This is a genomic window from Pseudofrankia coriaricola (assembly GCF_001854805.1).
GTDB lineage: Bacteria > Actinomycetota > Actinomycetes > Frankiales > Frankiaceae > Pseudofrankia.
On the sequence record NZ_MBLO01000036.1, the window covers coordinates 25,918 to 45,814 of the forward strand.

A 19,897-nucleotide genomic window follows, 5' to 3' on the forward strand; every position below is an offset into this window, starting at 1 on the left:
GAGTTCCAGCCGCCGATCCGGGGGTCCGCCCGCAGTGCCTACGTCTCTGGGCCTGGTGTTAGTTGACCTGCTGCCAATTGACGGAGTGCCGCTGGGCACGGCCGTTCGCCAGCGGCATGGGCGACGCGGGCTGGCTCGGCACGCGGGTCCCGGCGCTGGCGGGGGGCGTCAGGACCGACTGCAACGTCCAGCGCCAAGCCCGCAGCGCGAGGCTCTCAGGCACGTCCACGTGCTCGAAGCGCACCGTCTCGCCGGCGGCGACGGGACGCTCGACCGTCGCCCCGCCAAGCAGCCCGATGGGCACGTGGTCGGGCTCGTCGGCGATCAGCACCGCCTCGCCGCGCACCTGGAAACCGCCGATGGCCTGCCCGATCGACTCCCCCGCCGCCAGGTCGCGCTTGGCCACCGCCGCGACGCTGGCCCGCGGGTTCGGGCCGTTGTTGAAGGCGACGAGGTCACCGCGCAGCAGCCGGTCGATCGTCAGCGGGATCTCCAGGTTGCACAGGTGGAACGGGCGTTCCAGCAGGACGTATGGCGAGTCGCCGAGCCTGACCTTGTAATAACGGAGGAACTCGCCGAGTTCCTCGGTGAAGGTGGCCACGACGAACACGCCCGGGTTCCCGTGCTCGGGCAGCACGTAGTCGCTGAGGGGGTCCCCGCCGCGTGCCGCGGCCGCCTCGGCGAGCTGGAGGGCGCCCGTCCGCACGGTGTCGGTGCGCGGGCCGAGCAGGCCGCGGCGCGCGATCGTCGCGCCGAGCCCGTTGGCGACGAGCGCCTGCTCTATCTGCAGCTTGGTGCCGTCGGTGAACGAGGTGACCTGGGTCAGCGAGATGCCCTGCCGCCGCGCCCAGTAGTCCATTTCCGCCGGCGTCGGGTTGTGGTTCAGGAAGCCCTTGATGTTCCCGTAGACCAGCGGGGTCACGCCCATCTGCCTGGCCTCGTGCGCGAGCAGCGCGAGGGTGCCTGGCTGATCGCCCTGGGCCTCGATGATGGGGCCGAGGCTCGCCAGGTACGAGCCCGAGGTCACCTGCAGCTCGGCGTCCATGGTGATCACCGGCAGCCGGGCCTCCAGGACCGCGGCCGCCACCTCGGTCCCGTGGACCGCGTCCCCTGTCGTGATCACGACCACGTCGGAGTGCGCGATCAGGCGCTCCACCGAATGGGTGACCCGACCGTCCCAGGGGCCGACGGCGTCGTCGAGCGGGCGCCGGGTGAGCACCCGCGACAGCCGCAGCCGGGACGACCGGCCCAGCATGTGCGCGAGGCCGCGCGCGATGTACCCCGTCCCCACGACGCCGACCCGCACCTCCGCCGACGGCGTCGGGGACGCCACACCGGGCGCCGGCCACACGATGGACGAGGCGGACCGCATCGTTCTCATAGTCATGTCAGCACTCGCAGTCATCAGAATGTCGCCGTGGGCATCGATGCCGTCGGGCTGGGGAGCGCTGGCTGCCTCACCCGGACACGTGAGCCGTTGGGCACTGGTGACGTTCCTTCCATGACGGTGACGCCGCCCGGGGGCGTTTCCCGGCCGTCACGTGAGCAGGACAATCGAGCCCTCGCCGGGCGGCTGGGCGACGAGTTCCCCCTGGTCGGGGGCGAAGTACCGGCCCATGGCGTCCCTGCCGGCAAGTCGCGCCGGCAGGTCGGCGAGCGTCACGTCGGGGTAGAACGTGACGGCTCCCGAGCCGTCTGCGCGGGCCCGGGTGATCGAGCGGAGCGTGCCACCGGAGGCATCGACGGTCGTCACGCCCCCGGGGTCCGGGAGTCCGTGACGCCGCAGCACCCGGTGGCTCGCGCCGAGCAGCCTCGGGGTGGGCAGCGCGGCCGCGGTGTCCAGGCTCTGCCTCCCCCAGTGCGCCAGGAACGCCCCGTCGCCGACGTTCCACATCCCGTGCGCGCCGTAGCAGTAGGCCGCCGCGCCGGCGAGCATCGACACCCAGTAGGCGAACAGCTGGTCGGCGGGGCCGAAGTCGTCGCGGATCCCCTCGTACCAGGGCTCCAGGTTGATGAACGGCCGACCGGGGAAGCGCCGGGCGACCCGCGCCGGCCACTCCCACAGCAGCGGCCGGCTGGCCTGGTCGTGGCCGGTCTGCACGGTGACGGCGGCGAGCAGGCTGGCGCGGTCCAGCGCATCCGCGCTGGTCTCGCCCGGGATGACATGCGCGAGCACCGCCCGGTCGGTCGAGGCGACGAGCGTGCCGAGCACCTCGTCCCAGCCCTCGCGGCGGGCCCGCGCCGCGGCGGCGTGCCGGCGGCGGACGTAGCGGGCGCGCAGTGGCCGCAGCGCCCCCTTGAGCCGGCCCGGCAGGCGGGCGCGGGCGGCACTGCGCCGCAGGTCGTCGGTGGACCGGTCGGGCAGCAGCGCGTCCTCCCTGCCGATCCACAGGTTGGTCTCGCCGGACAGGCAGTACAGGACATCCAGGTCGTCGAGCCGGTCCACCAGTCGCGCCCACCACGCGGTGGCGCCGGAAACGCCGAGCCAGGCCAGCTGGTGGCCCCAGCAGCCGTAGACGACGGCCGTGAGCCCGACGGCGTTGAGGCGCTCGATACGCCGTCTCGCGTGGTCGAGGTAGTGCGTGTTCGGCCGGCCGTCCGCGAACCAGGGCGGGCCGTGGCTGCTCCAGGCACTGGCATTGTCCGGGCCCACCTCGGGCGGAATCCCGACGACGAGCTGGACGGCGCTGAACCCCTGCGCGGCCCGTAGCCCGGCCAGCTCGGCGAACCTGTCATCGGACAGCCTGCTGGTGAGAGCGAACCACCAGCTGTCGGCCAGGAAGCAGGGCACGCCCTCCGGGGCGGACACCGTTCCTGGCAACGACATGTTTGCAGTCAACTCCCGTCACACAGGTCGCGAGACGGCGGGGTCGGGCATAACGGGCCCTCGCGACAATGTATGACGGTCGTGGGCAGCCGCACTGTACCCGCGTGACCTGGCCCGACGCCGAGGCGCGCCTCTTGACCGGGTTCGTCCTACCGTGGTACAGATTCGGACCTGTCAGTCGGCTGACAGTGCCGACGACCGGAAGTCAGCCGGCCGATCCGGCCAGCGGCAGCGGACCACCCTGCCCGGCCATCGCCCGCGCATCGCCGTTCCGCGGCCCGCCGCCGTTGGACGGCCCGCCGCCGTTGGGCACGTCGCGCGCCCCGCCGGCGTCCGCGCCCTCGCGATCGGTGTCGGGCAAGACGCCGCCGGGTTCGAGGATGTCGCGGACGACGGAGCGCAGCTCCGCCCGTAGCTCCTCGGTCGGCGTCTCCGCAAGGACGTCGCCGGTCATCACGAGCCCAAATATCACGGCACCCAGTGCGAACGACAGCCGTAGACGCCGCGCCTGCGGTATCCCCGGGTCGGTCAGCAGGCGCCGGGCGCGTTCCTCCATGTCCTGGTTCGCGCCGTCGTGCTCATGGTCTTGCAGTCCCTCCAGAGCCGCGTGGTTGCGCAGGTGGAACATGAAGAGCTGGCGGTTCTCCAGGATCAGGTCGACGAACTCGTCGATCATGGGCACCCAGTCGGCCGGACGGACCCGATCCGCCTCGATCCGCTCCAGCCCCGCCTTGCCGATGTCGTGCAGCCGCAGGTGCAGCGCCAGCAGGATGTCGTCCTTGCTGGCGAAGTGGTAGTACAGGGCCGCCTTGGAGAAGTTCATCCGCTCGGCGATCTCACGCAGCGAGGTCTTCTCGTAGCCGTTCGCGGTGAACAGCTGAAGAGCGACGTCGAGGATCTGCTCCCGAGTGCTCTTCTCGCCCGCGGGGCGCGCCGGCGGCCTGGCCATCAGCCAATCTTACCTGTCGGCAGGCCGACAGTGCCTCCCCAGCGATCCATCAGAGCCTCCCCACCGATCCGTCAGACCCGGATGCACGCGAGTCCGTACCCCACCGCCGATTCCGATCGGCCGACGGATCGGCGGGACCCCCGCCGAGCAGGCCAGAAGCGCGCCGGTCAATCGTAACGCAGAACTTACTTGACGACCGGCAGGTTATACGCTGTCCTTACCGTGCGGCAAGTAACCACTCTAGGGAAAGAGCACCGGATGGTCCAGACCATGATCGAGGCCGAGGGCCTCACCAAGCGCTACGGCGACACGCAGGCGCTCGCCGGGATCGACCTGAGCGTCCCGGCGGGGACGATCCTCGGCGTCCTCGGCCCCAACGGGGCCGGCAAGAGCACCGCCGTCCGGATCCTCACCACGCTGGCGAGGCCGACCAGCGGCTGGGCCAAGGTCGCCGGCCACGACGTGGTCGCCCAGGCCGGCGAGGTCCGCCGCCGGATCGGCGTGACCGCGCAGGACGCGACGCTGGACGAGGCGCTGACCGGCCGGCAGAACCTGCGGATGGTCGCCGAGCTCGCCGGCCTGCGCCGCGCCCAGGGCGCCACCCGGGCGACCGAACTGCTCGAGCGGTTCGAGCTGACCCACGCGGCCGACCGGCCGGTGCGCGGCTACTCGGGCGGCATGCGCCGCCGGCTCGACCTGGCCGCGAGCCTGGTCGCCAGGCCGCCGGTGCTCTTCCTCGACGAGCCGACCACCGGCCTCGACCCGACCAGCCGCGTCCGGATGTGGGACGTCATCCGTGAGCTGGTCGCGCAGGGCACCACCCTGCTGCTCACCACCCAGTACCTCGACGAGGCGGACGCTCTGGCCGACCGGATCGTCGTCATCGACCACGGCCAGATCATCGCGAACGGCACCCCCAGCGAGCTGAAGTCCGCCGTCGGCGGGACCCGGCTCGAGGTAACCCTCACCGACGCCCACCACGGCGCGGTCGGGGCGCTCGCGCCGCTGGTCGCGGGGCGGGTCGACGTCAGCGCCGACGGCCGGAGGCTGCGGGCCGCGGTCAACGCCGGCGCGGGCGTGGCGACGGCGGTGATCCGCGCGCTCGACGCCGTCGGCGCCGTCGTCGACGACGTGGCGGTGCACCCGCCGTCGCTCGACGACGTCTTCTTCGCGCTCACCGCCACCGGCGCCACCGCCGCCGCCACCGGCCAGCCATCCACCGACAGCGCCGACCCCACGGACAGCGGTGGCGCGGCCGACGCCGGCGAGCCGGCGGCGCCTCTGCCGCGTACGCCGGCCATGGCCACGGGGCTGCCGGTCGCCACCTACCCCGACAAGATCAAGGGAGCCTTGTGATGACCCAGCTCGCGCCGGCGCTCGACGCCGCCCCGGGTCTCCCGGCACGGTCCGGGACGTTCTCCCGTCCCTTCCGGGACGTCGCCGTCCTCACCCGGCGCAACCTCATCCACATCGCCCGCGAGCCGCTGCAGCTCTCGGACGTCCTGATCCAGCCGGTGCTGTTCACGCTGCTGTTCATCTACGTGCTGGGCTCCGGCGTCTCGCTCGCTGGTGGCTCGTACAAGGACTTCGCGGTCGCCGGGCTCGTCGTGCTGAACCTCACCACCTCGGTGATGGGAACCGCGGTCGGGCTCACCACCGACCTGAACACGGGCACGATCGACCGGTTCCGCGCGCTGCCGATCTGGCGGGCGGCGGTGCTGGTGAGCCGCTCGGTGGCGGACATCCTCTCGGCGGTCCTGTGCACGACGATGGTGCTGCTGACCGGGCTCGTCATCGGCTGGCGCCCGCACACCTCGGTGCCCGAGTTCATCGCCGGCTTCGCGATCCCGCTGCTGTTCTCCTACGCGCTGATCTGGGCGACGGCCTGCCTCGGCATGGTCACGGAGGGGCCGGAAAGCGCGCAGGGCATCGGCCTGGTGATCCTCTTCCCGCTCGCGATCGTGTCGAACGCGATGGTCCCGACCTCGGGGATGCCGGCGTTCGTCCGCACGATCGCCGACTGGAACCCGGTCAGCGCCGTAGCCGCCGCGATGCGCCAACTCTTCGGCAACCCCAACCCATCAGCCGCGGCGCACGCCTGGCCGATGCAGCACCCGATCGCCGCGGCGATCCTGTGGTCGGTCGCGATCCTGGCCGTGACCGCCCCGCTCGCCGTCCACCTCTACCGCCGCCGCACCACCGACTAGTGGGAGCTACCGGTCACGGGTCTGACCGCGCTTCTTCAGCACCAGCCCCTCCGCGGGGTCCCCGCCGATTGGCTGCCAGTCTCGACAGGTCGGGCGTGCCGACAGGCACCGAGTCCCTACCTAGCCAATCGGTGGGGAAGGTCGGGCGCCCGGCGCCTTGCGGCGCATCGACCACATTTGCGGGGAGCGCTCGACCTCGACGCCGACGTCCCAGGAGACGCCGGGGCTGCCGGTCGAGCGGCGGAAGGAGGCGACCGTGCGCCGGGAAAGCTCCGGGTCCGCCGCCGCGGCCGCGGCGAGGTCGAAGGCCGTCTGGTCGACGGCCGCGTCGTCGACGGCGGCCCAGGCCATGCCGAGCTCGACCGCGCGCGTCCCGGTGATCGCCGCGCCGAACAGACCCAGCGCGGCGGCCGCCTCCCGGCCGGCCGTCCGCGCGAGCAGCGCGAAGTGCCCGCCACCCGGGTGCAGGCCGATCCGCAGGAAGCCGGACAGCAGCCGGGCGTCGCGGCCGACGACCCGCAGGTCGGTGGCGAGCGCGAGGTTCATCCCCGCGCCGACCGCCGCCCCGCGGATCGCGGCGATCGTGGGCGAGCGCAGCTCGCCGACCCGCAGAAACGCTTGGTAGATCGCCTCGATGCTCTTGAAGTGCGCGTCCTCGGCCGGGTCCGCGCCGGCGGCGGCGAGCACTGCGCGGTCGGCGCCGGCGCAGAACGACGCGCCGCCGCCGATGACGACCGCGCCGACCTTGCCGTCCGCGTCCGCCTCGTCGAGGGCCGCGACCAGCTCGGCCGCCATCTCGACGGTGAGGGCGTTGCGCCGGGCCGGTGCGTCCAGGGTCACGACGGCGACACCGTCGCTGGCCTCGTAGCGGATCTCGCTCATGGTCCGTCCTGTCGACGTCGGGAACGGGCTGGGCTGCGACGACGGGTAAGCGGGTAAGCGGTGTCGGCCACCGACCCAATCCGCCTAGGCACGCTACCGACGCCGATCGCGACATGTCAGCGGGACGCGGCCACCTCGTCCACGAGGCCCCAGCGCAGGGCGGTGGGGGCGTCGAGGAATGCGCTGGTCAGGACCGTCCAGGCGGTTCGGCGCCGCCCGATCCGCCGCGTGACGCTGACCGTGCCGCCGGCGCCCGGCACCAGGCCGAGGCGCAGCTCGGGGAGCTGGATCGCGACGTCCGGGGCGGCGACGACGCGGTCGGCGAAGGCCGGGATCTCGATGCCTGCGCCGACGCAGGCGCCATGGATGTGCGCGACGGTCCGGTGGGGGCAGCGGACGATCTCCGCGCCGGCGCTGGCGCCCGTCCTGACCAGGTGTGCCCTGGCCAGGTCGGGGGCGGTGCCGAACTGGGTGAGATCGCCGCCCGCGCCGAACGCCGGCCCGGCGGCTGTGAGCGCCACCTCGGTGAGGGTGTCGTCGGCCGCCGCGGCGCGCAGGGCCGCGACGAGCGCGTCGCGGGTCACCGTGTCGAAGGCGTTGCGGGCCTCCGGCCGGTTGAAGGTCAGCACCAGCCGGTCGCCGTCGCGGCGGGCGAGCAGCGGCTGGGCGCTGGGCCGGTGCTCGCGCGGCGGGCGCGCGGCGAGCCAGCGGGCGAAGTCCGCGCCGGCCAGCAGCGTCGAGTACGCCAGCGACTCGGCGACCAGCCCGTCCAACGGCTCGAGCCGCCCGGACATCCGCAGCAGCCCGACGAGCGCCACCGCGGCCTCCGGGTGCTCGCCGACCGCCCGAACCAGCGTGGCCACGGCCGCGTCCACGTCATCGCCCGGCGCCAGCACCTCGGGCAGCAGCACGTCGAGCCCCGCCTCGGCGGGACTCGACGGGGAGCCCGAGCCGGCACCAGGACGGTCGGCCCCGGGGCCGACGCCGACGAGCACGAGCGGTGGGCGACGGGCAGTCAGTGCCGCCACCTCGTCAGGGCGCGCGTCGGCCAGGTCGACAAGGAGGATCGGCACGGGGAAGACGTCGGCGAGGTCGGCCGGCGACAGTGACCGGACGAGGTCGAGCGCCGACGCGGCCGGCAGCGCCTGCGCCTGCGCCCCCAATGCCGTGCTCACGGCCATACCGTATGCCCGGTGGGGTGAAGAAACGGCGCGAGGGCGGTGACGGTGGCGGCGACCGGAGCACGGGCGGCTCTCCCAGACGTGCTGTCCGACTGGGCCGCCGACCTGCGCGCGGGCCGGACAGGGACCACCAGCTGGGAGTACGGCGTCGAACCGGGCTGGGCGGCGAGCGGGGCGATGGCCCTGACCGGGCATCCCGACGCGGCCCCGCTCGGGCTGACCGTGCCGTTCGTGGCCCGGCTCGACGCGGCGCTCGCCGTCATCCGGGCACTGGCCGCCGAGCTGGGGCATCCCTTTCGCGCCCCCGCCGGCGCCACTCCCCTGCCGGCTGATGGGCCTCCGTCCGCGCGAGGCTCCGCCACGGTCGCGCGAACTTCGGCCGTGCACCCGGCTGATGGGCCTCCGTCCGCGCGAGGCTCCGCCACGGTCGCGCGAACTTCGGCCGTGCATCCGCCCGCGAGCGCCGGTCAGCTCCTCGGCGAGCGGGCCGCGGCCCTCGGGCTGACCCGCGGCGGGCTCTTCTCCGCCGGCCGGGCCGCCCGGCTGATCCGCGCCGCCGACGGCTGGCTTGCCGTGAACCTCGCCCGGCCGGACGACGTCGACCTGCTGCCCGCCTGGCTGGAGGGTGACGACCTCGAGGCCACCGACGCGGACCGCGCCGACAGTGCCCGCCCGGCTTCCGAGCGCGGCCAGGACGGCGCGCCGCCGCCGCGGGCACGGCCGTGGAGCGCGCTGGCCGCCGCCGTCGCCGACCGGCCGGTGACGGTGCTCACGGAGCGGGCCGAGCTGCTGGGGCTGCCGGTCGCGCTGGTCGTCGACCCGGCGACGGCGGCGGCCGATGCCCAGGCGCGGGCCAGGGGCCAGCGGTTCCCGTTCGCGCCCTTCCTCGTCGATGGCTGCCCGCCGGACACGCCCGCCGGCGGCGCCACCCGTCCCACGGCCGGCCGCCAGGCCGGCGCGCGCGGCGGCACGGGCGGCGTGGGCGGCGGCGTGCATGACGACGGCGGGTTCACCGTCATCGACCTGTCCTCGCTCTGGGCCGGGCCGCTGTGCGCGCACCTGCTGGGGCTCGCCGGCGGCCGGGTCGTCAAGGTCGAGGGCGCCAGCCGGCTCGACGGCGCCCGCGAGGGACCCGCCGCGTTCTACGACCTGCTGCACGCCGGGCACGCCAGCGTCACCGTCGACCTGCGCCGCGCCGAGGGCCGGGCCGCGCTGGTCCGGCTGATCGAGGGCGCGGACGTCGTGCTCGAGGCGTCCCGCCCGCGTGCCCTCGACCAGCTCGGCATCGGCCCCGCCGCCATGATCACCCGGAACCCGTGCCTGACCTGGGTGAGCATCACCGGCTACGGCAGGACCGGGCCGTGGCGGCAGCGCCCGGCCTTCGGGGACGACGCGGCGGCCGCGGCGGGCGCCGTCGCCGTCGACGCGGCCGGCGGCCCCGTCTTCCTCGCGGACGCGGTGGCCGACCCGGTCGCCGGCGTCCTCGCGGCCGCCGCCGCGCTCGCGAGCCTCGCCGCCGGCGGCGGCCGCCATGTCGACGTCGCCCTGCGTGAGGCTGTCGGCTCGCTGCTGGCCGGCCGTCCCGCCCTGCCCGACCACGACCCAGGCCTGCCCGTGCCTCCCGGTGGCGGGACGCCCTTCGTCGCCGCCGCGCCATGCCTGCGAGCTCCCGCCGGTCGCGCCGCCCCACCCGGCCACGACAACCACCGCCTGCTGGGCGCCCCGGTCCCCGGCGAGCACACATGCTGATCGTCAACGCGGAGATCGACGGCCGGGGCGGCCGGGCGGTACGGATCGACGGCGGGCTCGTCGCCGCGGTGGGCGACGGCGACGGCCGGGAGGGACCGCGCGCGCGGCGCGGGGAGGAGGTGGTCGACGCGCGCGGCGGAATGCTGCTGCCCGGGCTGCATGACCACCACATCCACCTGCTGGCGCTCGCCGCGCTGGCCTCGTCGGTGCCCGTCGGCCCGCCGGCGGTACGTGACGCGGCGGAGCTGGCTGGCGCGCTGCGGGCCGCGGCCGCGGGCGCGCCGCCCGGCAGCTGGGTGCGCGCCGTCGGCTATCACGAGTCGGTCGCCGGCGACCTCGACCGCCACGCGCTCGACCGGATCGTCGCCGACGTCCCGGTGCGGGTGCAGCACCGTTCCGGCGCGCTGTGGGTCCTCAACTCGGCCGCCCTCGCGGCGCTGCGCGTGCCTGCCGGACGGACGGCTGGCGCACGCACGGCTCGCGGGCACACGGCTCGCGGGCACACGACCACCGGGCACCCGACCGCTCGGCCCGCGGCTGGCGGGCAGACGGCCGCTGGGCCCGGGGCCGCCGGTGACGCCGCGGCCGGCCTGCCGGCGGACGGCCGCTTCTTCCGCGCCGACGACCGGCTCGGCCGGTGGCTGGCCGCGGCGGGGGCCGGCGGCGCGGTGGAACGGGCAGACCTCGCCGCCGTCGGCGCCCGTCTGGCCAGCCATGGCGTCACCGGCGTCACCGACGCGACCGTCACGACCGGCCCGGCCCAGGTCGCGACGCTGCGCGCCGCCGTCAAGGACGGGTCGATCCCGCAGCGCCTGGTGCTGATGGGGCCGCCCGACCTGGCCGCGACGGGGCCTCCTTCCGGGGCCACACATGACCGCCCCACGATCTGGTGGGATCTTCCGGGCAATCGCACGGAGGATGTCACCAGATCATGGCGCGGCACCGGAGGCCGGATCGGGTTCGGGCCGGTGAAGATCGTGCTGGATGACGAGCATGCGGTCGACCTGGACGAGCTGGCGGCGACGGTGCGGGCGGCGCGGGCCCGTGGCCGGCGGGTCGCGGTCCACTGCGTCACCCGGCTTCAGCTCGCTCTCGCGCTCGCGGCGCTGGACGCGGGTGGCGGCGCGCTGCCCGGCGACCGGATCGAGCACGGGGCGGTGCTGCCGCCCGATCTCGCCGAGCCGGTCGCCGCGGCCGGCCTTACCGTGGTCACCCAGCCGCATTTCCTCGCCGAGCGCGGCGACGCCTACCTGCGCGACGTCGATCCGGATGACGTGCCCTGGCTGTACCGGTGCGCCGGCCTGCTCGCCGCCGGCATCCCGCTGGCCGCCGGCACGGACGCCCCGTTCGGCGGCGCCGACCCGTGGGCCTCGATGCGGGCCGCCGTGCGCCGCCGGGCCCCGTCCGGCCAGGTCATGGGCCCCGGCGAGGCGCTGCCCGCGGCCAGGGCGCTCGCCCTCTACCTCGGCGACCCGGCTGACCCGGGCGGCCCGCCGCGCCGGGTCGTCCCCGGCGCGCCCGCCGACCTGTGTCTGTTCGCCCAGCCCGCCGGGGCGATGCTCGCCGACCTCGACCCCGGCCCGGCCGTCCTCACCCTGGTCGCCGGCGCCGTCGTCCACCGCGCCGGCTGAGGCGCCGGCTGATCACCGAGCCGCTCGGTACCCACACGCCACCCCGACGTGGCATACCGGTTGTTCTGCGGCGTTCCCGCCAGGTCGGCTGCCGGACACTGGCAAGACACGTAAAGTCCACGTCATGGTCAACGGCTTTCTGCTGCACGGCCCAAGATCGGTCGCGCGGCGGCTGGGCCCCGCCGGTACCGTCCTCTCCGAGGCGGCCAGACGCGCGCCCGGGCCGGACGCCGCCAGCGCGGCGCGGGCGCGGACCGCCCTCCACGCGCGCTACCGCCGGTTCGTGCGGCTCCTCGACCCGCCGGGACCGCATGGCCGCGCGACCGAGGTCAGCACGCTGCCCGGCGCCCTGCGCCGCTTCCTGGAGCACCCCCGCCCGCCGGTGCTGATCGGCGTCGTCGCGACGCTTGGAGCGGCGCGCGCCACGCGCGGGGACTTCCGCCGGTCCGACGCGGCGGTCGCCGTCGGCGCCGCGGCGGCGCAGCCCTTCGTGGAGTGGGCGATCCACCGCTTCATGCTGCACGCGGCGCCAGAAGGCCGATACGGCCGCGCCGCCTACCAGGCGGCCGGCTGGGGCCACGCCCAGCATCACCGGGACCCGGCGAACCTGAACTCGATGTTCATGCGGGGCCAGGACGTGCTCGGCGCCGGAGCGGTCGCGCTCGCGGCCGGTGCCGTCGGCTCACCGCGGCTGGCCACCGGGATGTTCTGCGTCGGAGCGGCGGTGCTCGCCTACGACTGGACGCACTTCCTGATCCACACCCGCTACCAGCCACGCTCGGCGTTCTACCGGCAGGCCTGGCGCAACCACCGGCTGCACCACTTCCGCAACGAGCGGTACTGGCTCGGCGTCACGTCCTCCGTCGCCGACGTGGTGCTCCGCACCAGCCCGGCGCGCGACGCCGTCGCCGTCTCCCCCGCCGCGGCCCGCCCGGACGTCCATCCCCCGCGCGGTGGCGGTGCGGACGTCGACGGGGCGGACGCCGGTCCTTCGCCGGCGACGACCGCCCCTGCCGGCCCGGAGTAGCTACATCCCGGTCTTGCGGAAGTCCCAGCTGACGATCTTCTCCGGGACGAGCTTGAGCCAGGCGTGCCGGCCGTCGTAGTGGAACTTCCCGTTGCCGTACTTGTCGCCGAACAGCCGCTCGGGCTCGGCGAGCAGGTCGGCGGCGGCCGCGTCGCCGGTGCGCGGCACCTCGCCGACCACGGCGACATGCCCGATCAGCTCGACGCCGCGCAGTTCGCCGAAGCCGTGGCCGGTGTCGATGATGACCGAGACGCGCGGGTCACGGTTGAGGTCCGTCCAGCGCTGGCTCTTGACGATGCTGTTCAGCCAGAACGCCGTGCCGTCCCAGACGAACCACAGCGCCGAGGTGTGCGGGGCGCCGTCGGCGCCAACGGTGGAGACGCGGCAGGTGCGCTCCTCGGCGAGAAACGCGTCGATCTCGGCGGGCGCCATCGCTATCCGCCGCCCGCGTCGCTGCTGACGCGGGGTCGCAGGCGCCGAGCCTTCCGCCGCGGTGTCGACACTCATCGTCGTCCCATCCCTTCGTCAACCCGCCCGGCCGGTGCCACCGGCGTGCGGGAGGTTCGCTCCCGTTCGCGAGAATAGTGCTCTCACCAGCTCCGGCGCTCGTCCCAGCGCCTCGGACATCCCACGGTCCGGCTGTCAGACGACGTCGGCCGCGACCCGGTTCGGTGAGACGTTCGCGCAACCCAGCCGCCGCTGGTCGCCGATGATGACGGCGCGGACCTCGGCGCCCGGTGCGGCCGCCGCCTGGATCTGCTTCACCGCGTCGTCGAGCCTGCTCGCCGTCCGCCCGCAGATCAGCACGTTCGCTCCGTCGGCCGCGAGCCGAAGGGCGACCGAGAGACCGATCCCGCCGCCACCTCCCGTGACCAGGGCCGTCGTGCCTTCCAAGGATCGCGTGCCTTCCAAGGGCCCTGGCGCAGCCATCGGCGTCCTCAGTCTCCCGTCATCACAGGTGGTTGATCGGCGGTGGCGAGTGGCGACGCCCGCAGACCGGTGGGTGAGGCCCCGACCACCGGCGATCGATGAAGCGTGAGCGGACGGCGCCCGCGGGCTGGAACGGCCTGGACTGGGACGGCCTAGAAGACGAGCGCGCCGCGCAGGATGCGGCCGGCCTCCAGGTCGGCGTAGCCCTCGTTGACCTGGTCGAGGGTGTAGGTCTTCGTGACCAGCTCGTCGAGCTTCAGGATCCCGGCCCGGTACAGGTCGAGCAGCTTCGGGATCTGCACCCGCGGGCTGACCGAGCCGTACATACAGCCGCGGATCTGCTTGTTCATCATCGCCACCATGAACAGGTTGATGTCGGCCTGCCCCTGCGCCATCGGCGCCACCGAGGTGATCACGCAGGTGCCGCCCTTGGCGGTGAGCGTCAGCGCCGGCTCGAGCAGGCTGCCGAGCATGACGCCGAAGGTGCAGATCACCACGTCGCACATCGCGCCGCCGGTGAGTTTCCCGACCTCGCCGATCGCCTCGTCCAGCGACGAGTAGACATGGGTCGCGCCGAAGCGCAGCGCCTGCTCACGCTTGAACTCCACCGGGTCGACCGCGATGATCTTACCCGCGCCGGCGATCTTCGCGCCCTGGACGGCGTTGACGCCGATGCCGCCGACACCCAGGACGGCGACGCTGTCGCCGGGCCGGACCTCGCCGCGGTTGACGGCGGAGCCGAATCCGGTCGCCACCCCGCACGAGACCAGCGCGACGGCGGTCCATGGGATGTCCGGGTCGACCTTGACGACGGACGACTCGGCGAGCAGCTGGTACTCGGCGAACGCGCCGAGCTGCGAGTAACGGGCGACCGCCGTGTCCCCGAACCGGTGCGCCACCCGGCCGTCCGTGATCATTCCGAGGTCGAACAGCTTCGCCCCCACGTCACACAGGTAGGCCCGCCCGGACCGACAGGGCTGGCAGCGCCCGCACGACGGGACGAACGACATCGCGACATGGTCGCCGGGCTCGACCGACGTGACGCCCTCGCCGACGGCGACGACCTCGCCGGCGCCCTCGTGGCCGCAGACGACCGGGTAATGCGGCATCGGCATGTCGCCGGTGCGGGCGTGCTCGTCGGAATGGCACAGGCCGGTCGCGCGCAGCTGGATGAGGACCTCGCCGGCCCGGGGCTCGTCCAGCTCGATGGTCTCGATCTTGTAGTCCTGGCCGGGGCCGAACAGCAGCGCCGCTCGTGTGCTGACCATGGCAGCCGTCCTCTCATGAGCCGTCCGACCGCGCGTGTCACCGACGCGGCTGCCCGCCACTCCCGCGTGGCCCGTTCCGGGACCCGGGCCGGTCTCCGTCGGGGCGGGTTGCCTCATGCCCCGGAAGACGTTCTCGCGTGGACCATCGCGCGATCCGAAAGACCCCGGCTCGGTGGGAGTCCTGACGGTTAGTCAGAATGGCGCACCCCGCTACCGGATGCGACCAATCTCCTCGGATGGGCCGCCGACCGCGCACCGCGGGCCGGAGCGCCTGTCCCGCACACAGAGGGTGCCCAGCGGGCTCAGCCGCACCCAGCGAGCGGGCTCGTCCCGCACGATGACGTCATGGACGCGGCGCTCGAGGGCCTGCGGGCCTGCTGCCGCGGCGCCCCGGACGCCCGCGCCGACGTCAAGCGGGTCATCGGCGCCCACTACGGCACCTACGACCACATGACCATGGACAAGAGCGCGTTCGGCGACGAGGCCCGCGAGGGCTGGCTCGCGTTCTCCGAGCGCCCCGACCCATCCTGGGTCTGCGAAGACCTCCGCACCGGCGGCCGTCTGTAGCCCGACCGGCCGTCGGCGACGTCCTCGGACGGTCGTCAAGCGGTTATCGAGCGGGCGAGCCCGGCGCCGCAGTCCTAAGGCCAGCCGGTCCTAAAGCCTCGCGGTCCCGAGGCACCAACGCTACGTGTCGTCGCCGTCCCCGGCGGCGTCGCCCTCGGGGACGGCGTCGGGGCGGTGAACGGCCAGCCAGGCGTCCACGTCGGCCTTCCGCCAGATGCGCATGTGATCAGCCGTACCGGCCGGTATGGGGAATGACGGGCGCCGGGTGAGCTGATACGCGCGCGTTCGGCCCACCTTTAGGCGCTTCATCAGGTAGCCGATGGTCACGAAGCTCTCCACTGCGCGGACAGTAGATCTGATTGGTGCGACACTGTCGGGTGCGACAGAGCCGGGAGCGTCAGGAGGAGCCGTGCCCAAGCAGGACTCGACGTCCAACCAAGACCAGGCAGCCGAAGGCGAGCCAGGCGGGAGACTCCCGTCAGCGAGCATCGACGAGCCGGCGGCGCAGGCGGAAACGCCGAGCGACGGCGGTGGCGCCGGTGATGCGCCGACGGCGCCCAGCAGGGCGGCGCACCCCGCCCTGGAAGGCGCGGGCGAGCCCGCTCAGCCGCCGACCGCGCCGCACGACACGAGGGGCCCGCGGTCACGCCGCGCCGGGCTGGCCATCCGCCTCGGCCCGCACGGCGCTCGGCCGGCCGGCCCGCCGCGGGCGGGCGCGGCGCCCGAGGCCGACGAGATTCCCTGGGCGGACGAGGTGGCGGCGGCGGTAGCCGCGGTCGGCCTCGCGCCGCCGCCCACCGACGAGCGGACGGACGCCGACGAGCAGCAAGAGACCGTGGCACCCGAGGACGACCCCGCGACCGAAGGCGTCTCCGCGTCAGCTGGCGCCGACGAGCCCGCGGCTGTCGTGGACCGGGCCGGCGTCTCCGGGCCGGAAGCCCTCGCCGACGCGGAAGACGACGCGGCGGTGGGAGGCGACGCGGCGGCCGGAGGCGACGCGGCCACCGAAGACGACATGACCACCGCGGACGACCCGGCTACGGAGGACGAGACGGCCACGGAGGATGACACCGAGCCGGAGGACTTCGCCGCGTCGTTCTTCTGGCGCTCGGCGGTCCACGACGGGCCGGCGACCCCGTGGCGCTCCCTGTTCAGCTGACGGGACGGGTCACCAGGGTGGGGACGGACAGCGCTCACGTGTTCATCACCGGGAACGACGCCCAGAACGACACCAGTAAGGACGGGGAGAGGGCCATGGGTAGCGCGGCGCGGGTCGTCGTGCCGGACGCCGGGGGTGCCGCCGAGGCGGGGCGGTCCCAGCTGGTCAGCCTGGCGCTGCCGGACCGGGCCGGGCTGCTGCTGCGGCGTGCCCCCGGGACCGCGGCGCCGGAGCACGCCGGCCGTCTGGTGGAACGGCGGTCCCGGGCGGTCGTCGGGGACGTGCGGGCCGACCTGCACTTCGTCGAGCTGCAGCGGGGGGAGCTCGTCCGGGTGGCGCTCAGCATGGCGAGGCTCGCGCACGTCCGGACCGTCGTCGTGTGCCCGGCGGGCGTCTCGCCAGGGCGGACGGCGCTGGCGCTCGCGGTCGCGGGCATGCTGCGGCAGCGGCGGATGAGCCCGGCGCCAGTCGTGACATGCGCCGTGTGCCCGCCCCTCGGGGACGGCAAGACGGCCATCCCGCACGAGGTCCGCGTCGCGGCCGCCGGCCAGGTGCAGGAGCGCCTCGTCTGGGAGATCGTCGCCTGGGACGACGTTCCGGCCTGGCTCGCGGGCCTGGGCACGAGCCAGCGCGCGCCAGGCCAGCCAGCCGGGAGTGGCCGTGACGGCCGTCCCTGAGCTCGGCCGGCCCGGCTCGCCTCCGCCGAGCTGCTCACGGCGGCGCCGAGCTGTTCGCGGCGGAGTTTCGCGCCTGTCCCGTTTTGCGGGCCCCCACGACGTTCGTGAAAGAATCAGCAGGTCAATGGGTCGAGGGCCTGCGCCCTGACCGGTTGGCGCGACAGGAACGCCGAGGGAGACACCATCGGCGACGGGGCGGCGCGGCCAGGCGGGCGGCCCGCGGCGAAAGGCGGGCGAGCTCGTGGACACCGCACTCGACGCCGCGGACCAGCCGCGCACGCAGGCGGCTCTCGCCGGAGTCCAGCTGCTCGCCGCCGGGTACCTCGGGCTCAGCGTGGTGGCGCTGCTCGGGGCCCTCGCGCTGCGCGGCCACGCACCGATGGTCTACGCCGCGGCCGGCGGCCGCGTGCTGTCCGGCGTCGTCGTGGTCATCCTCTCCCAACGCGCCGCCCACGGGATCCGCCGGGCGTTCCAGCGGCTGCGGATCGTGTCCGCCATCGTCACGGTCACGGTCGTACCCGTTCTCGTGATGCCCGGCCTGCCGGGCTGGCTGAAGCTCGAGCACGCCGCCTGCGGCCTGCTCATGCTGACGGTCGTCCGCATCGTCAACGGCCGCCGGTCGGGGTCGGCCTTCGCCACCGCCGTGCCCGACCGGGCCGACAGCGCGCGCCAGCCCGGCCGGCACCGCCAGCCCCGCCAGCTCCGCGTTCACCACGAGTCGCGGCGGCCCTGACCGGGCGGAACGGCCGCGGCGAGGACCCATCGGACGATCCTCAGCTCCCGCTGGCCGCCAGAAGGCGGAACGTCCAGCCGTCCGGTCGGCCGAGGCGCCTCCACCGATCAGTGGAGGCGCCTCGGCCCAGCCTGCCTCAGGAACCGACCGACTCGTCCGCGAGATCGGCGACGAGCTGGGCCACCTGGTTGCGCAGGAGCTTGCCCGTAGGGGTGTACGGGAGCTCGTCGACGAAGACCACCTCGTCGGGGGTGCGGGAGCCGCGCAGGCGGGCGCGGACGTAGTCACGCAGCTCGTCGGCGGTCGCCGTCTCGTCGGGCAGGGCGACGACAGCGGCGACGATCCGCTGCCCCCACGTGTCGTCGGGCGCGCCGAACACGGCGACGTCGCGCAGCTTCGGGTGGCGGCCGAGGACGTCCTCGATCTCGGCCGGGGCGATGTTCTCGCCGCCGCGGATGATCGTGTCATCGCTGCGGCCCGTGATGAAGACGTAGCCGTCAGCGTCGAGGTAGGCGCCGTCCTTGGTCGGGAACCAGCCCTCCTCGTCCAGCACCGAGCCCAGGCCCTCGTACTCGCCGGAGACCTGCTCCCCGCGCACCCACAGCAGACCGGGCTGGCCGACGCCGGCCGGGTTGCCGGCCTCGTCACGGATCTGGAACTCGACGCCCGGCACCGGCCGGCCGGCCGAGCCGAGGCGGGCACGCACCGCGGCGTCGTCTGCGGCGAAGGCGTCGCGGTGGTCGTCGGGGCCGAGCACGGCGATCGTCGAGCTGGTCTCGGTCAGGCCGTAGGCATTGACGAAGCCGGTGTCCGGGAAGGCGGCCAGCGCGGCCTCGAGCACCTGGCCGGGCATGCGGGCGCCGCCGTAGGCGAGCGAGCGCAGGTGCGGGGCCTCCGCGGGCTTGCCGCCGAGCACCTCGACGACGCGCACCAGCATCGTCGGCACCAGCATGACGTTGGTGATCCGCTCGGCGCGGACCGTGTCGAGCCAGGCCTGGGCCTCGAAGTTCGGCAGGTAGCAGATCCGCCGGCCGGAGTAGAAGTTCGTCAGCACCGTGCCGACGCCGGCGACGTGGTACGGCGGGACGCTCACCAGGATCGCGTCGTCCTCGTCGGCCGAGGCGAACTCGACCGTCTGCAGGACGTAGGAGATCAGGTTCGAGTGCCGCAGGATGACCCGCTTGGGCGCGGACGTGGTGCCGCTGGTGAAGAGCAGGACGCCGGTGGCGTCCGGGTCGACGTCCGGCGGGTCGAGGTCGGCGAACGGGTCCGCGCCGGGCGCCGGGGTGGCGGAGGCGGCGAACCACTCCTCGGTGGTGACGATGCCCGCGACGCCCTGGACGCCGTCGACGGCGCCGCGGTAGGCCTCGTCCGCGATGACCAGGACGGCGCCGAGCTGGGCGATCTGGCCACGCAGCTGCTCGGCGGACAGGCGGTAGTTCAGCGGCGCGATCGGCACCCCGGCGGACGCGGCGGCGAACAGGACGACGGGGAAGGCCGGCCCGTTGACACCGATGAACGCGACCCGCTCGGCCCCGGACGCCTTGATCGCGGCGGCGCCGGCGGCGACCCGGGCGCCGACCTCCTCATATGACAACCCGCCGCCGGAGCGCGAGCCCAGGGCGATTCGCTCGCCATAGGCGCCGCGGGCCATGTCCAGCAGCATCGCGATCGTCATCCGCACTCCCGCTCGTCAAGGGCCACAGACAGGCCGAGCGGCTCCCCGGCGGCGCGCCCGCGGCGCGACGCGGAAAGCCTGCTCAGCCCCGGGTATCGGTGCCTAGACGCTTGCACCCCGTGGTCAGGGCGCGCAACCGTTCGCAGCGATCGTCACAGGCATTCCAGCGCGATCGTCACAAGTCTTCCAGCAGGTGCCGCGGGCCGCCGGACGGAACAGATCGCCATTCTACGATATGCGCCACCCGACGCCCCCAGAGACGCATGGGCAGCGGCCACCCGGAGACCAACAACCGCGGGACCGATCCGCTCGACTGGCCAGCCGGACGCAAGGAGAGATGGCGCCACCCGGGACCCGCGGAACGGACCGGCCGCGGCCGGCACGCGCGCCAGCGGCCAACCCCCTGATAAGAATCAAGTTCTAGGCGGGCGA

Annotated in this window: 19 protein-coding genes; 9 read left to right on the forward strand and 10 right to left on the reverse strand. The window is 74.3% G+C overall.

The features are described 5' to 3' along the window. Positions 1–58: 58 nt before the first annotated feature. From BCD48_RS06425 to BCD48_RS06435, 3 genes are all read right to left on the reverse strand, one after another. Entirely contained in the window at positions 59–1,387 is a 1,329-nt protein-coding gene (locus BCD48_RS06425; RefSeq protein WP_083418253.1) for an SAF domain-containing protein, read from the reverse strand. A gap of 150 nt (positions 1,388–1,537) precedes the next feature. Further along, positions 1,538–2,827 (reverse strand): apiosidase-like domain-containing protein, encoded by a 1,290-nt coding sequence (locus BCD48_RS06430; RefSeq protein ID WP_071047376.1) that lies wholly within the window; start codon positions 2,825–2,827, stop codon positions 1,538–1,540. A gap of 205 nt (positions 2,828–3,032) precedes the next feature. After that, positions 3,033–3,776, reverse strand: coding sequence for a TetR/AcrR family transcriptional regulator (locus BCD48_RS06435; protein WP_071047377.1), 744 nt, complete (start codon positions 3,774–3,776; stop codon positions 3,033–3,035). Positions 3,777–4,034: 258 nt separating this feature from the next. Here BCD48_RS06435 and BCD48_RS06440 point away from each other — a divergent pair, with 258 nt between their 5' ends. Both BCD48_RS06440 and BCD48_RS06445 read left to right on the forward strand, forming a co-directional pair. Beyond that, positions 4,035–5,132: an ATP-binding cassette domain-containing protein gene (locus BCD48_RS06440; protein WP_083418254.1), complete on the forward strand. Its 1,098-nt coding sequence runs from the start codon at positions 4,035–4,037 to the stop codon at positions 5,130–5,132. Continuing rightward, a complete protein-coding gene (locus BCD48_RS06445; protein WP_071047378.1) occupies positions 5,132–5,983 on the forward strand; it encodes an ABC transporter permease in 852 nt (283 codons plus the stop codon). The genes BCD48_RS06440 and BCD48_RS06445 overlap by 1 nt, the downstream gene beginning before the upstream one ends. 120 nt (positions 5,984–6,103) lie before the next feature. Here the strand turns inward: BCD48_RS06445 and BCD48_RS06450 are convergent, their stop codons facing one another. Together BCD48_RS06450 and BCD48_RS06455 are read right to left on the reverse strand one after the other, a co-directional pair. Next, positions 6,104–6,865 carry an enoyl-CoA hydratase-related protein gene (locus BCD48_RS06450; RefSeq protein ID WP_071047379.1) on the reverse strand — a complete coding sequence of 254 codons (762 nt, stop codon included), beginning with the start codon at positions 6,863–6,865 and terminating at the stop codon, positions 6,104–6,106. A gap of 116 nt (positions 6,866–6,981) precedes the next feature. After that, positions 6,982–8,046, reverse strand: coding sequence for an enoyl-CoA hydratase/isomerase family protein (locus BCD48_RS06455; protein WP_083418255.1), 1,065 nt, complete (start codon positions 8,044–8,046; stop codon positions 6,982–6,984). 45 nt (positions 8,047–8,091) lie between these two features. Between BCD48_RS06455 and BCD48_RS06460 the strand changes: the two genes are divergently transcribed. The 3 genes from BCD48_RS06460 to BCD48_RS06470 all read left to right on the forward strand — a co-directional run bounded on the left by BCD48_RS06460 (position 8,092) and on the right by BCD48_RS06470 (position 12,453). Beyond that, positions 8,092–9,795 (forward strand): CoA transferase, encoded by a 1,704-nt coding sequence (locus BCD48_RS06460; RefSeq protein ID WP_131803818.1) that lies wholly within the window; start codon positions 8,092–8,094, stop codon positions 9,793–9,795. Then, positions 9,789–11,426, forward strand: a complete 1,638-nt coding sequence (locus BCD48_RS06465) for an amidohydrolase family protein (protein ID WP_071047381.1) — start codon at positions 9,789–9,791, stop codon at positions 11,424–11,426. Before BCD48_RS06460 ends, BCD48_RS06465 begins: the two co-directional genes overlap by 7 nt. A 124-nt stretch (positions 11,427–11,550) precedes the next feature. After that, positions 11,551–12,453 (forward strand): sterol desaturase family protein, encoded by a 903-nt coding sequence (locus BCD48_RS06470; RefSeq protein ID WP_071047382.1) that lies wholly within the window; start codon positions 11,551–11,553, stop codon positions 12,451–12,453. On the opposite strand, the gene BCD48_RS06475 is transcribed toward BCD48_RS06470, so the two are convergent. The 3 genes from BCD48_RS06475 to BCD48_RS06485 form a co-directional block, all read right to left on the reverse strand. After that, entirely contained in the window at positions 12,454–12,960 is a 507-nt protein-coding gene (locus tag BCD48_RS06475) for a pyridoxamine 5'-phosphate oxidase family protein (protein ID WP_071047383.1), read from the reverse strand. It lies immediately after the preceding gene. 135 nt (positions 12,961–13,095) lie between these two features. Beyond that, a complete protein-coding gene (locus BCD48_RS06480) occupies positions 13,096–13,347 on the reverse strand; it encodes an SDR family NAD(P)-dependent oxidoreductase (RefSeq protein WP_071047384.1) in 252 nt (83 codons plus the stop codon). A gap of 188 nt (positions 13,348–13,535) precedes the next feature. Next, on the reverse strand, positions 13,536–14,651 hold the full coding sequence (locus BCD48_RS06485; RefSeq protein WP_071047385.1) for an NDMA-dependent alcohol dehydrogenase: 1,116 nt from the start codon (positions 14,649–14,651) through the stop codon (positions 13,536–13,538). Between the two features lie 345 nt (positions 14,652–14,996). On the opposite strand from BCD48_RS06485, the gene BCD48_RS06490 reads away from it, so the two are divergent. Further along, positions 14,997–15,218 (forward strand): Clp protease/crotonase-like domain-containing protein, encoded by a 222-nt coding sequence (locus BCD48_RS06490; RefSeq protein WP_071047386.1) that lies wholly within the window; start codon positions 14,997–14,999, stop codon positions 15,216–15,218. Positions 15,219–15,338: 120 nt separating this feature from the next. Here BCD48_RS06490 and BCD48_RS06495 read toward each other — a convergent pair whose 3' ends face one another. After that, positions 15,339–15,545 carry a helix-turn-helix domain-containing protein gene (locus BCD48_RS06495; RefSeq protein ID WP_241841558.1) on the reverse strand — a complete coding sequence of 69 codons (207 nt, stop codon included), beginning with the start codon at positions 15,543–15,545 and terminating at the stop codon, positions 15,339–15,341. An 82-nt stretch (positions 15,546–15,627) separates the two neighbouring features. Here BCD48_RS06495 and BCD48_RS06500 point away from each other — a divergent pair, with 82 nt between their 5' ends. The 3 genes from BCD48_RS06500 to BCD48_RS06510 all read left to right on the forward strand — a co-directional run bounded on the left by BCD48_RS06500 (position 15,628) and on the right by BCD48_RS06510 (position 17,787). Next, positions 15,628–16,377 (forward strand): hypothetical protein, encoded by a 750-nt coding sequence (locus tag BCD48_RS06500; RefSeq protein ID WP_071047387.1) that lies wholly within the window; start codon positions 15,628–15,630, stop codon positions 16,375–16,377. A gap of 95 nt (positions 16,378–16,472) precedes the next feature. Continuing rightward, positions 16,473–17,054 (forward strand): hypothetical protein, encoded by a 582-nt coding sequence (locus BCD48_RS06505; protein WP_071047592.1) that lies wholly within the window; start codon positions 16,473–16,475, stop codon positions 17,052–17,054. A gap of 241 nt (positions 17,055–17,295) precedes the next feature. After that, positions 17,296–17,787, forward strand: a complete 492-nt coding sequence (locus BCD48_RS06510) for a hypothetical protein (RefSeq protein ID WP_071047388.1) — start codon at positions 17,296–17,298, stop codon at positions 17,785–17,787. 136 nt (positions 17,788–17,923) lie between these two features. Here BCD48_RS06510 and BCD48_RS06515 read toward each other — a convergent pair whose 3' ends face one another. Next, positions 17,924–19,465, reverse strand: coding sequence for a class I adenylate-forming enzyme family protein (locus BCD48_RS06515; protein WP_071047389.1), 1,542 nt, complete (start codon positions 19,463–19,465; stop codon positions 17,924–17,926). Between the last annotated feature and the right edge of the window lie 432 nt (positions 19,466–19,897).